Source organism: Streptomyces albiflavescens (assembly GCF_014645835.1).
Taxonomy (GTDB): domain Bacteria; phylum Actinomycetota; class Actinomycetes; order Streptomycetales; family Streptomycetaceae; genus Streptomyces; species Streptomyces albiflavescens.
Window position 1 is genome coordinate 174157 of sequence record NZ_BMMM01000017.1, and the last position, 13343, is coordinate 187499.

The 13343-nt window shown below is 70.1% G+C and carries 10 protein-coding genes; 3 read left to right on the forward strand and 7 right to left on the reverse strand.

What is annotated here, in order from left to right:
• Window positions 1–122: 122 nt before the first annotated feature.
• From IEY95_RS36865 to IEY95_RS36895, 7 genes are all read right to left on the reverse strand, one after another.
• A complete protein-coding gene (locus tag IEY95_RS36865) occupies window positions 123–1877 on the reverse strand; it encodes an NAD+ synthase (protein ID WP_189190553.1) in 1755 nt (584 codons plus the stop codon).
• 108 nt (window positions 1878–1985) lie between these two features.
• Complete coding sequence (locus tag IEY95_RS36870) at window positions 1986–3578, reverse strand: multicopper oxidase family protein (RefSeq protein ID WP_189190622.1); 1593 nt, start codon at window positions 3576–3578, stop codon at window positions 1986–1988.
• Window positions 3579–3723: 145 nt separating this feature from the next.
• Window positions 3724–4215: a hypothetical protein gene (locus IEY95_RS36875; protein ID WP_189190554.1), complete on the reverse strand. Its 492-nt coding sequence runs from the start codon at window positions 4213–4215 to the stop codon at window positions 3724–3726.
• A gap of 430 nt (window positions 4216–4645) precedes the next feature.
• Window positions 4646–5881, reverse strand: coding sequence for an MFS transporter (locus IEY95_RS36880; protein ID WP_189190555.1), 1236 nt, complete (start codon window positions 5879–5881; stop codon window positions 4646–4648).
• 146 nt (window positions 5882–6027) lie between these two features.
• Window positions 6028–7065 carry an endonuclease/exonuclease/phosphatase family protein gene (locus IEY95_RS36885; protein ID WP_189190556.1) on the reverse strand — a complete coding sequence of 346 codons (1038 nt, stop codon included), beginning with the start codon at window positions 7063–7065 and terminating at the stop codon, window positions 6028–6030.
• Window positions 7066–7299: 234 nt separating this feature from the next.
• Window positions 7300–7920 (reverse strand): TetR/AcrR family transcriptional regulator, encoded by a 621-nt coding sequence (locus tag IEY95_RS36890; protein ID WP_189190557.1) that lies wholly within the window; start codon window positions 7918–7920, stop codon window positions 7300–7302.
• A 117-nt stretch (window positions 7921–8037) separates the two neighbouring features.
• Window positions 8038–9633, reverse strand: coding sequence for an MFS transporter (locus IEY95_RS36895; protein WP_189190558.1), 1596 nt, complete (start codon window positions 9631–9633; stop codon window positions 8038–8040).
• 204 nt (window positions 9634–9837) lie between these two features.
• On the opposite strand from IEY95_RS36895, the gene panB reads away from it, so the two are divergent.
• The 3 genes from panB to IEY95_RS36910 all read left to right on the forward strand — a co-directional run bounded on the left by panB (window position 9838) and on the right by IEY95_RS36910 (window position 13323).
• A complete protein-coding gene (gene panB / locus IEY95_RS36900) occupies window positions 9838–10725 on the forward strand; it encodes a 3-methyl-2-oxobutanoate hydroxymethyltransferase (RefSeq protein ID WP_189190559.1) in 888 nt (295 codons plus the stop codon).
• Between the two features lie 739 nt (window positions 10726–11464).
• Window positions 11465–12502: an ATP-binding cassette domain-containing protein gene (locus tag IEY95_RS36905; RefSeq protein WP_189190560.1), complete on the forward strand. Its 1038-nt coding sequence runs from the start codon at window positions 11465–11467 to the stop codon at window positions 12500–12502.
• A complete protein-coding gene (locus tag IEY95_RS36910; protein WP_189190561.1) occupies window positions 12499–13323 on the forward strand; it encodes an ABC transporter permease in 825 nt (274 codons plus the stop codon). The genes IEY95_RS36905 and IEY95_RS36910 overlap by 4 nt, the downstream gene beginning before the upstream one ends.
• Window positions 13324–13343 lie beyond the last annotated feature (20 nt).

Sequence of the window (13343 nt, forward strand, 5' to 3'; positions counted from 1 at the left end):
CGTTCGCGCAGTTCCCCGTGCCCCTTTTCAGGGGCGCGGGGAACTGCGCGATCTTTTGGCGGGGGTCTGGGGGCGCAGCCCCCAGGTACGGGTCGGGCAGGGGCGGAGGGGGCGAAAACCCGTTACGCGTGTTCGCGCCAGCGGTTGGTGATGGGGAGGCGCCGGTCCTTGCCGAAGCCCTTCGCGGAGATCTTGGTGCCCGGCGGGTACTGGCGGCGCTTGTACTCCGCCGTGTCGACCATGCGGAGGGTCTTGACGACCAGCTCACGCTCGAACCCGGCGGCGACGATGGAGTCCGCCCCCTCGTCGCGGTCCACGTAGCGTTCGAGGATCGCGTCCAGGACGGGGTAGTCCGGGAGCGAGTCCGTGTCGACCTGGTCGGGCCGCAACTCCGCGCTCGGCGGCTTGGTGATGGAGCTCTCGGGGATCGGCGGCGTCTGCCCCCGCCCCGCCGCCGCCCGGTTGCGCCACTCCGCCAGCCGGAAGATCGACGTCTTGTACACGTCCTTGATGGGCCCGTACGCGCCCACCGAGTCGCCGTACAGCGTCGAGTACCCCACGGCCAGCTCGGACTTGTTGCCGGGCGCCAGCACGATGTGCCCCTCCTGGTTGGAGATGGCCATCAGCATCGTGCCCCGCAGCCGGGACTGAAGGTTCTCCTCGGCCAGCCCCGTCAGCCCCAGCGACGACATATACGCGTCGAACATCGGCTCGATCGGCACGGTCCGGAAGTTCAGCCCCGTCCGGCGCGCCAGCTCGGCCGCGTCCCCCTTGGAGTGGTCGGACGAGTACTTCGACGGCATCGAAACGCCGTACACGTTCTGCGCGCCCAGGGCGTCACACGCGATGGCGGCCACCAACGCCGAGTCGATACCGCCCGACAGCCCGATCAGCACCGACCGGAACCCGTTCTTCGCCGCGTACGCCCGCAGCCCGACCACCAACGCCGAGTAGACCTCCTCGTCGTCGTCCAGCCGCTCCGCGTACCCCCCGGCGAGCTCCGCCTCGTACGCGGGCAGCGGCTCCTCGGAGAGCACGAGCCGCTCGATCCGGAGCCCGTCGTCCACCACGCCCTCCACCGGTGAGGCAGCGGCAGCCGGCAGATCCAGGTCCAGCACCACGCACCCCTCGGCGAACTGCGGCGCCCGCGCGAGGACTTCACCGTCCCGGTCGACGACGATCGAGTCCCCGTCGAAGACCAGCTCGTCCTGACCGCCGATCATCGCCAGATAGGCGGTGGTGCACCCGGCCTCCTGGGCCCGCTTGCGGACCAGTTCGAGGCGGGTGTCGTCCTTGTCGCGCTCGTACGGCGAGGCGTTGATGGACAGCAGCAGCCCGGCCCCGGCGGAACGGGTGGCCGGCACGCGCCCGCCGTCCTGCCAGAGGTCCTCGCAGATCGCGAGGGCGACATCGACCCCGTGCACCCGCACGACCGGCATGGTGTCGCCGGGCACGAAGTACCGGAACTCGTCGAAGACGCCGTAGTTGGGGAGGTGGTGCTTGGCGTAGGTCAGCGCCACCCGGCCTCCGTGCAGCACCGCGGCGGCGTTCTGCGGGGCGCCGGCCGGCTGCCCGTACTTCGGCTGCGCGGTCTCGGACCGGTCGAGGTAGCCGACGATCACCGGCAGCTCCCCGAAGCCCTCGTCGGCGAGCCGGGCGGCCAGCGAGCGCAGCGCCGCACGGGAGGCCTCGACGAAGGACGGCCGCAGGGCGAGGTCCTCCACGGGATACCCGGTCAGCACCATCTCGGGGAACGCCACCAGATGCGCTCCCTGCTCGGCGGAGTGCCGGGTCCAACGGAGGATCGCCTCGGCGTTGCCGGCGAGATCGCCGACGGTCGAGTCGATCTGATTCAGGGCGAGGCGTAGTTGAGGCACGGGCCCAGTGTAATCGTCAGAGCGACACAATGGGGTGTGGGGCGCCCCACGTGGGGACCGGCGTGGAGACGCCCCGCCCTCTGGGCCCCGAGGCCCGGATCCGGAGCCTCAGCTCCGGTAACCGAGCACGGTCATCATCCCCGCCTCCGAGTGGTAGACGTTGTGGCAGTGGATCATCCACAGCCCCGGATTGTCCGCGTCGAAGTCCACCGTCAGCGTCCCGTTCGGCAGCACGATCGCGGTGTCCTTGCGCGGGCCGCCCACCACGTTGGCCAGGCCGAAGGTGTGCCCGTGCAGATGGACGGGGTGCCACATGCTCGTGGAGTTCGAGAACACGAGCCGCACCCGCTCCCCCGCCCGAACGGGATGCCGCTGATCCGCGCCGGCACGGTAGGGCTTCTTGTCGAAGGCCCAGTCGTATTTCTCCATCCCACCCGTGAGCTGCAGCTTCACCGTGCGGTCCGGCTCCTTCTCGGCCAGCGCCACGGACGCGTCGGCCCGCAGCTTGTCCGCCGTCAGCAGCCGCCCGTCGAGCTCCTTCGGCCGAACCGGCCCGGTGGGCGCCGCCCCTCCGCCCGTCCGCAGCAGCGCCTGCGCCGACGCCTTCTTGCCCTCGGCCAGCGCGGTCAGCGGGAAGACGCCGTCCTTGACGGTGACGAGGACGTCGTACCGCTCGCCCATGCCGAGCAGCAGTGCGTCCGTCTTCGCGTGCTGTACCGGGAAGCCGTCCGTGTGCGTCACCGTCATCTCGTGCCCGCCGAGGGCCACGCGGAAGGCGGTGTCGCCGCCCGCATTGATGATCCGGATGCGGACGCGGTCCCCGGGGCGCGCCCGGAAGACCGAAGGCGCCTTCGCCGTGCGCCCGTTGACCAGGTAGTACGGATACGCGACATCACCCGCGTCGCCGCCCAGCAGTTGGCTCTCGGAGCCCATGAGCATGCGAGAGGGACCGGCCGACGGGGACTCCTGAACCCTTGTCGACATGTTGGACATGTCATGCCCGGAGTGATCCATGCCCCCGTCGTCGCCCATGTCCATGCCCATGCCGCCGCTCAACTCCTTGAGCACGGCGTCCGGGGTGGAGCCGTCCACCCCGTCGACCCAGTCGTCGAGGACGACCACCCACTCCTTGTCGTACGACAGGGGCTCCTTGGGGTCCTCCACGATCAGCGGGGCGTACAGACCGCGGTCCTGCTGTGTTCCGGAGTGCGGATGGAACCAGTACGTGCCCGGGTGCGGCACCGTGAACCGGTATGTGAAGTCGGCGCCCGGCTTGACGGCCCGCTGGGTGAGGTCGGGTACGCCGTCCATGTCGTTGCGCAGGGCGATCCCGTGCCAGTGCAGGGACGTGGCCTCCGGGAGATGGTTGGCGAGCGTGAGGGCCAGGGTGTCCCCGGCGGTGACGCGGACCGCCTCGCCGGGCAGGTCGCCGCCGTACGCCCAGGACTTGACCGTACGGCCGCCCAGATCGAGGGCGGCCTCGGTGGCGGTGAGCCGCACCTTCCGGACGGGGCCCGAGCCCCGCTTCTTCTCGGCGACGGCGACTTCGCGGCCCGCCGGGTCGACATAGCCCTTCGGACCGCCGGTGGACCCGCTTCCCCCGTGACCCGTGTGACCGGCCCCGGAGCAGGCGGACAGAATCCCCGTCCCGGCGACGGCGACCGCCGCACCGAGGACGGTGCGGCGCGTGTGCGTGCGCATGGGTGTGGTGGTGCGCATGACTGAGTAACACCTCGTCGTGGTGATGGTGCGTGCAGATGGGCGCGTCCGCTGCTTCTGGTACACCGCTCGACGCCCGGAGGTTCCCACCTCCGGGCAGGCAGCCCGAAGCAGCCGGTGCGCCGGTCTAAAGGCGCAGCACCGACAGACGAGAGAGAAGGGTTCTTTGCGGGGGCGGGTGGGGCCACAGGGCATGCGGCAGCCGTGCGAGCGAGGGCGGCGTGGTGCCGCTCGCCCAAGGGGTGCCCAGCGCCGCCGCGAGCAGCAGGAGGAGGGTGGCGCCGCCGAGTACGGCGGGGCAGACGGACAGGGGGTCCATGCCGTTCATGGGGGGCATGGCGGCGTTCATCGACACGCCCGTCATGCGCTCCTGTGCGTGGCCCGGCGGGGCAGACAGGGCTTGCGGCATGCCGTACGAGGAGTGCCCGTAGGCCTCGGAGCCCACGGAGCCCACGGAGCCCACGGACCCCACGGACCCCATGGAGCCCTCGTCCGAGGAGTACCCGGAGCTCCGGTCCGAGCCGTGCGCGGACGGATGCCCCAGCGTGTGCATCGTCACGATCCCGAGAAGCAGCGCGGCGAACAGCAACACCTCGCGCGTCCGACTTCTCGTCACCATGACCAGCACCTTACCGATCCTGTGGACTGAGCAAGAGCGAGCCCACTCAGCGCACGCCCCGAACGGTCTTGGGCGCACTGGTCCCCGGCGTACTCGACCCCGGGGCAGCGACACGCATCCTGTACGTGGTCCGATTCCGGGAGGCCGGTTCCCTGCGCGACCTGGCCATATGGGCGCGGCCAGAGGCGACGGGGAGGCCCTGAACCATCACTCCGGTGGAGCAGGGGCCCCGCACGCTGGCACCGTACCCGGCGTCCCAGATCGCACGATCACCGTAGCCCGAACGGCCCAGGCCACCGCAAGCCCGGAAGCCGACCATCACACGATCGAGCTAAACCGCCCTCGCGCACGCTCCCCGACGAGCAGCCGGCAACCCCCATCGGGTATCGGGGCGCAGGTGGGGTTTAACAAATACCCGCGCCCCGAACCGTCAGTGATCCACACGCTCCGCACGCGGCGGAACATGCGCCGCGACAAGCCGCCCCGAGCCCCCGGCGGAACCTCCCACGACCACCCCGGCCCGACGCCGGTCGACGGCGTACGCCGCGCCGGCCACCGCGAGGCCGAGCACCGCGAGCCCCGCCCCCGCGACCGCCGGAGACGTCGCCCCGAAGCCCGCGGCCAGAGCGAGCCCCCCGATCCACGCACCACCGGCGTTCGCGAGGTTGAACGCCGCCTGGTTGGCGGAGGACGCGAGGGACGGTGCGGCGGAGGCCTTCTCCATGACCATCAGCTGGAGCGGCGAGCCGGTGATGAAGGCGGCCACGCCGAGAAGGGTGACCGCGACGGCGGCGCTCCACTGGGCGGTCATGAGAACCGGGAAGAGCGCGAGGACCGCGACGAGGGACACCAGGCCACCGAAGAGGGTGTCGCGCAGGGAGTGGTCCGCGAGGCGGCCGCCCACCAGGTTGCCCGCGGTCGCACCGACGCCGAAGAGGGCCAGCAGCAACGTCACGCTGCCGTCGGCGTACCCGGCCGACTCCGTGAGCATCGGCGTGATGTAGCTGTACGCGGAGAAGAGCGCCCCGAAGCCCGCCACCGTCGTCCCCAGGGCCAGCCAGACCGGGAGGGAGCGCAGGGCGGCCAGTTCGCCGCGCAGGCCCCCGGTGGGGGCGTGCGCGTGATCACGTGGGATCAGGAGCGCGAGCGAGGCGATGGCGGCCACGCCGATCGCGCTCACGCCCAGGAACGTGGCACGCCAGCCCAGGTGCTGGCCCATGAGCGTCGCCACCGGCACACCGGCGATGTTCGCCACCGTGAGGCCGAGGAACATCAGCGAGACGGAGCGTGCCTTGCGCTCGGGGGCGACCAGGTTCGTGGCGACGACGGCGCCGACGCCGAAGAACGCGCCGTGCGGCAGCCCGCTGAGGAAGCGGGCGGCCAGCAGCCAGTGGTAGTCGGGGGCGAAGGCGGAGAGCGCGTTGCCCGTCACGAAGAGGCCCATCAGGGCGATCAGGACCTTGCGGCGCGACATGCGGGCGGTGGCGGCCGCGAGCAGCGGGGCGCCGATCACGACGCCCAGGGCGTAGGCCGAGACCAGGTGGCCTGCGGCAGGGATGGATATGTGCAGGTCGTCCGCGACGTCGGGCAGCAGGCCCATCATCACGAACTCGGTTGTGCCGATGCCGAAGGCGCCCACGGCGAGGGCGAGCAGGGCCAGGGGCATGAGGGGCCTTTCAGGGGAGCGGAGGGGCGCGGGGAGCCGCTTGGGGACGTACGCGCACGCATGAGCGCGCCCGTGCACACCGCTGTGCACGGGCTGCGTAAGTTCAGCTGTGGAACAAACTCTCTCAGGCCCAGTATTCCAGGACGTTAAGACGCGGTTGCGCCCACCTTGACGCGAGCGGCAATCGGAAGGTGATCGCTGCCGGTCCGGGGCAGGGTCCACGAGGTCTCCGGCTCGATTCCCTTGACCATGATCTGGTCGATCCGGGCCATCGGGAACGACGACGGCCAGCTGAACCCGAAGCCACTGCCCGCCGCGCCCTGCGTGGAGCGCATCTGCGCGGTGACGGCGTTCAGCGCGCGGTCGTTCATCGTGCCGTTGAGGTCACCGAGCAGGACGACCCTCTTCAGCGGCTCGTCGGCGATCGCCGCGCCCAGCGCGTCGGCGCTCTTGTCGCGCTGGCGGGCGGTGAACCCGGCCTCCAGCTTCACGCGGACCGAGGGCAGGTGGGCGACGTAGACGGCGACCTGCCCGGCCGGCGTCGTCACCGTCGCCCGCATCGCGCGCGTCCAGCCCAGCTTGATGTCCACGGGCTGGGCGCCGCTCAGCGGGTACTTGCTCCACAGCCCGACGGTGCCCTGCACCGAGTGGTACTTGTACGTGGACGCGAGCGCCTTCTCGTACACCGGAACCGCCGAGGCCGTCAGCTCCTCCAGGGCCAGCACATCGGCGCCGGACGCGGCCACGTCGCGGGCGGTGCCCGACGGGTCCGGGTTCTCGGCGTTGACGTTGTGCGTGGCGACGGTGAGGTCGCCCCCGCTGCCGGTCTTGTCGGTGAGCAGCCCGCCGAAGAGGTTCAGCCAGACGATCGCGGGCAGCAGCACCACGATCAGGGCGCTCGCCGACTTCCGTACGAAGGCGAGGATCAGCAGGATCGGAACGAACAGGCCCAGCCAGGGCAGGAACGTCTCCGTGAGGCTGCCGAGGTTGCCGATGGTGTTCGGGATCTGCGCGTGCAGCAGCATCACCAGGGCGAGGATCACCGCGAGGGCGGCAAGGATCAGACCGCGGCGCCAGATGCCGCGGTCGCCGCGCCAGCCGTCGAGCAGGCGCCGAAGCCGGGACCCTCTGCGGTCCGGCTCCTGGCCGCCGCTGCCCGTCTCCGTCATATACGCCTGCGCCATACCGTCGCCTCACAACCTGCCGTGCGCACCGTCTGCCCCTCGGCTACGACCCTAGGGGATGTTCGGTGTCGTTCTCGCCGTCCTGTGACGGCCGTACGGGCAAGGGGACGTACAACTTCAGGTTCGGAGTTCCGCATACGCGCATGGAGCGCGCCCTCTGTGACGAAACGCGCACATTCGCCCTGTCAGGAACAAGCGAAACGACCCGTCAGAAACAAAGCAGGACCAGGGGAACTACGGCTTGGCCGGCCGCAGTCCCTCCAGCAGTGTGTCGACGATCCGCTCCGCGAGGTCTTCGGGAAGCTCGCTCTCCGGGCGCATCACGGCGCGGACGAGCATGGGGCCGACGAAGATGTCGTTGACCAGTTCGACATCGACGTCCGCGCGGAGTTCGCCGTTCTGCTGTCCGCGACGCAGGACTTCGTAGCCCAGTCTGCGCCGCGGGTCGACGACGGTCGCGTGGTAGGCGTTCCAGAGTTTGGGGCTGCTCTTCATCTGGGCGTACACGTTGTGCACCATCGCCGACGAGCGGTTCATGAGGCCGCGTTGGCGCAGCGACTCCAGGAGGACGATGAGGTCGTCGCGCATCGAGGTGCCGGGGAGTTCGGGGTCCTCGGGCTCGGCGGCGCGCAGCACGTCGACGAAGAGCTCCTCCTTGCCGCTCCAGCGACGGTAGATGGTCGCCTTGCCGACGCCCGCGGTCCGGGCGATGCGTTCGATGGACAGGTCACCGAGCGGTACACCGTCCTCCAGGAGCTTCATGACGCCCTCGATGATCGAGCGCTCCACGGCCTCGCTGCGGGGGCGCCCCCTGGCGGGCCCCTCGTGCCCGGCTCGGCTGTGCGCGAGGCTCACATCGAACTCCGTTTCCCTTGTTGACCCGCGTTCATTCTCCCCGGGGTACGGAACCGACGGGCACCCGGTGCCAGGTACCCGCGGTCCCGTACGCCCTGTCGGTTCCCGTAGGTCCGGTCAGTGCTCCCCGGCAGGCACCAACTCGGTTTCCTCCTTGCCCTGCTGTGCTTCCGGCGTCCGGCCCGGCAGGAACAGCGCCACGATGACCGCGCCGACGATCGCGACACCCGCCCCGCACAGGGCGGTGACGTGCATGGCGTGCAGGAAGGCGTCGTTGGCGGGGCCGACCAGGCCCTTGCCCTGGGGGCCGAGCTTGGCGGCGACGCCGAGGGTGGCTTCGATGGACTCGCCCGCCGTGTGGCGCAGGCCGGCCGGGACGGCACCGAGCTTGTCCTCGATCCCGCTGCGGTAGGCCGTGGAGAGGACGGAGCCGAGGACGGCGATGCCGAGGGCGCCGCCGACCTGGCGGAAGGTGTTGCTGAGCGCGGACGCGGAGCCCGCCTTCTCGCGGGGCAGGGCCTGCATTATCACGACACTGGTCGGGGTCATGATGTGCGCCATACCGGTGCCCATGAGGAAGAAGATGACTTCGAGGAGCCAGATCGGTGTGTCCGTCTCGAGAATGGCGAACGCGGCGAGCATCGCGGCGATGATCAGCAGTCCCGCCGTACACGTGGCCCGGTTGCCGAAGCGGTCGACGACGAGCCGGGCGCGCGGCGCGAAGATGATCTGGGCCGCGGCGAGCGGCAGCATCAACAGGCCGGTCTGCAGCGGCGAGTAGCCCCGCACGCTCTGCGTGTAGAAGACGGAGAAGAAGGTCACACCCATGAGCGCGAAGAAGACCAGCGCGATGGCGGCGATCGCGGCCGAGAAGACCTTGTTCTCGAAGTACGTGATGTCGATGGACGGATGGTCGCTGCGCTTCTCGTACACGACGAAACCGGCGAGGACGACGAGTCCGGCCGCGATGGTCGCGAGGACCGTCGCGTCGGTGAAGTCGGCCAGCTGGCCGCCCTTGATGATGCCGTAGACGAGCAGGACGAGCCCGACGACCGACAGGACGACACCGATCGCGTCGACGCGGCCGGGGTTCGGGTCACGCGAGTCCGGGACCAGCCAGAACATCAGGACGAGCGCGAGCAGCACGATCGGCACGTTGATGAGGAAGACCGAGCCCCACCAGAAGTGGTCGAGCAGGACGCCGCCGGTGATCGGGCCGATCGCGATGGCGAGGCCGACGCCGCCGGCCCAGATGCCGATGGCCTTGGGCTGCTCGTCGCGCTCGAAGACGTTCATCAGGACGGCGAGCGTCGCGGGCATCACGAAGGCGGCGCCCAGGCCCATCAGCGCGCGGAACACGATGAGCTGGACCGGCGAGCCGGACTCCGCGGCCAGCGCCGACCCGATGCCGAAGACGGCGAGACCGGCGAGCAGCACCTTCTTGCGGCCGAGCCGGTCGCCGAGCAGGCCCGCGGTGAAGAGAAGTCCGGCGAAGACGAGCGTGTAGGCGTTGATGGCCCACTCCAGCTCGCTCTGGGTGGCGCCGAGACCGGTGGGCGCCGGGGTCGAGATGGTCTTGATCGCAACGTTCAGGATGGAGTTGTCGAGCACCACGATCAGGAGGCTGAGCATCAGCGCGCCGAGGATCGCCCAGCGGCGTCGATGCACCGCCTCGGGCACACGTCGTTCGGCAGGAGGAGCGGAAGTCGTCATGGCGCCCACACTAGATGCGATTCGATACGGAACCGTCTCGTATCGAAAGCACTTTACGGAGAACTTACCAAGAAATACGGAACCCCACGCAGCGAGACGTGGATCGCCCGCCCTGCTCTAGCGGCGTGTGGCACGAGGTGCCACCATGGACCTGGTCCGGGGACGCCGTGAGGGCGCCTCGAGATGACAGAAGGAGCCGTTGCGATGACGCAGCTTTCGGCTGCCCAGAAGCAGCCCGTGCAGGGTGTGCGCCCGTCCACCGACAGCAGCAAGGCGCTGTACGGGGGCAAGAGCACCCGCCGTATCACGGTGCGCGACATCACCGCCGCCAAGGAGCGCGGCGAGAAGTGGCCCATGCTCACCGCGTACGACGCGATGACCGCGTCCGTCTTCGACGAGGCCGGCATCCCGGTCATGCTCGTCGGCGACTCGGCGGGCAACTGCCACCTGGGGTACGAGACGACCGTGCCCGTCACCATGGACGAGATGACGATGCTGTCCGCCGCGGTCGTACGGGGCACCAGCCGCGCCCTGATCGTGGGCGACCTGCCCTTCGGGTCGTACCAGGAGGGCCCGGTGCAGGCGCTGCGCTCGGCCACCCGCCTCGTCAAGGAGGCCGGGGTCGGCGCGGTGAAGCTGGAGGGCGGCGAGCGCTCGCACCGCCAGATCGAACTGCTCGTCGAGTCCGGCATCCCGGTCATGGCGCACATCGGCCTGACCCCGCAGTCCGTGAACGCGATGGGCTACCGCGTGCAGGGCCGTGGCGAGGAGGCCGCGCACCAGCTGCTGCGGGACGCCAAGGCGGTGCAGGACGCGGGCGCGTTCGCCGTCGTCCTGGAGCTGGTCCCGGCGGAGCTGGCCGGCGAGGTCACACGCACCCTGCAGATCCCGACGGTCGGCATCGGCGCGGGTCCCGAGACCGACGCACAGGTCCTCGTCTGGACCGACATGCTCGGTCTCACCGGTGGCAAGGTGCCGAAGTTCGTGAAGAAGTACGCCGACCTGCGTGAGGTCATGGGCAGCGCGGCGAAGGCGTTCGCCGAGGACGTCGTCGGCGGCACGTTCCCCCTCGAGGAGCACTCCGTCCACTGAGCCATCGCGGCACCAAGTGCAGCCCGCCGATTTCCCCCGTCGGCGGGCTGCGCCATTTCCGCTGGGGCGCCGTCAGGTTCTTTCGCCCCCTCCGCCCCTACCCGTCCCGTACCTGGGGGCTGCGCCCCCAGACCCCCCATCGGCCTGAACGGCCTCGTCCTCAAACGCCGGACGGGCTGAAGATCAAGCACCGGACGGGTGGGAAGGGCACCGGCACCCGCTTGGGTGAGACGCACCCGCAATCACCCACGCGAACGCACGCCCGCAACGCACGCCACCACGCACCCACCCGCAGTGGCCCACGCGAGCCCACACGCACCCGCAGTCACAACGCACGCCCCCCAGCCACCCACACCGCACCCGCACCCGCACCCGCACCCGCACCCGCACCCGCACCCGCAGTCACAACGCACGGCCCCACTCACCCGCAGCCGCGACGCACGGCCCCCACTCACCCGCACCCGCCAGACCACGGAAGGGGCCGTGCCGGTACATCACATGCCCCGTCGCTTACGTAGTTGCCAACAGGCAGGCCCCTGCAGCCCAAGCGATCTGCCACCGGCGACGGGGCGGATGTACCGGCACGGCCCCGACCCACCCACCGGCGGAAAGCGCAACGACAACAACCCGTCCGCGACGCCCGTCGACAACGCCCGTCGACAACGCCCGTCGGCGATATATCGGCGGCTGTCGGTCGGCTGTAGGCGGTTTGTCGGTGGCGACTGGCACCTTGCTGCCCATGACGCGAATCGACAACAAGCCCCGACAAGAGGCTACCGGCGCCAAGAGCGCCGTCACCGTACGGGGGCTGGTCAAGCACTACGGCGAGACCAAGGCGCTGGACGGCGTGGACCTGGACGTGCACGAGGGCACGGTCCTCGGCGTGCTGGGCCCGAACGGCGCCGGCAAGACCACCCTCGTCCGTGTCCTGTCCACGCTCATCACCCCCGACGCGGGCCAGGCCACGGTCGCGGGCTACGACGTACTGAAGCAGCCCCGCCAGCTTCGCCGGGTCATAGGCCTCACCGGCCAGTACGCCTCGGTCGACGAGAAGCTCCCCGGCTGGGAGAACCTCTACATGATCGGGCGCCTGCTCGACCTGCCCCGCAAGGACGCCCGCCGCCGCGCCGACGAGCTCCTGGAGCGCTTCTCGCTCACCGAGGCAGCCAAGCGCCCGGCGTCCACGTACTCCGGCGGTATGCGCCGCCGCCTCGACCTCGCCGCCTCCATGATCGGACAGCCCGCCGTGCTGTACCTGGACGAGCCGACGACCGGTCTCGACCCGCGCACCCGCAACGAGGTGTGGCACGAGGTCAAGCGCATGGTCGCCGACGGCGCCACCGTGCTGCTCACCACCCAGTACATGGAGGAGGCCGAGCAACTGGCCTCCGAGCTGACGGTCATCGACCGCGGCAAGGTCATCGCCAGCGGCCGCATCGACGAGCTGAAGGCGAGGGTCGGCGGCCGCACGCTGCGGATCCGCCCGGTGGACCCGCTGGAGCTGCGCCCGCTCGCGGGCATGCTCGACGAGCTGGGCCTCACCGGTCTCGCCGCCTCGGCCGTGGACACCGAGACCGGCACCGTCCTGGTTCCGATCCTCAGCGACGAACAGCTCACCGCCGTGGTCGGCGCGGTCACCGCGCGCGGCATCACGATCAGCTCCATCAGCACCGAACTGCCCAGCCTCGACGAGGTGTTCCTGTCCCTCACCGGCCACAAGGCCAGTGCCCCGCAGGACGCCGCCCCCGCCCGCGCCTACGAGGAGGTCTCCGCATGAGCACCGCCGTTGTCGAAGCCCCCCTCGCCGTGAAGGGCGACTCCCGTATCTCACCCCGCGCGCACGCGCGCCACATCGGCGCCCTCGTCCGCCGCAACCTGCTGTGGATCCGCCAGGACCCGGAGTCGATGTTCGACGCCGTCCTGATGCCGGTCATCTTCACCCTGCTGTTCGTGTACGTCTTCGGCGGCTCCATCGGGCAGTCGCTGGGCGGCGGTCAGCACAAGTACGTGCAGTACGTGGTGCCGGGTCTGATGGCGATGATGGGCATGAACATCGCCACGGCCGTCGGCACCGGCTTCAACCAGGACTTCCAGACCGGTGTGATGGACCGCTTCCGCACCCTGCCGATCGGCCAGGGCTCCGTGCTCTTCGCCAAGATCGTGGTGGAGCTGATGCGGATGCTCGTCGCGACGACGATCCTCATGATCGTCGGCGTGCTGGTGGGCTTCGACATCACGAACTGGCCGGGCCTGTTCGCCGCCGTCGGACTCGCCACGCTTTTCGGCTCGGCCCTGATGTGGATCTTCCTGGTCCTCGGGGTGACGATGAAGAACGCCCAGTCCGTGCAGGCGATGGGCTTCCTGGTGCTGATGCCCCTGCAGTTCGGTTCGTCGATCTTCTCGCCGACCGGCACCATGCCAGGCTGGCTGCAGAACTTCACCGACTACAACCCGCTGTCCTCGCTCGCGGACGCAGCGCGCGGCCTGATGGTGGGCGGCCCGGTCACGCACGACCTGTGGGTGACCCTCGGCTGGACGGCGGCCCTCACGGTGGTGATGGCGCCGATCGCGATCCACAAGTTCCGTACCAAGAACTGACGTCGGGCCACGCGTGACGG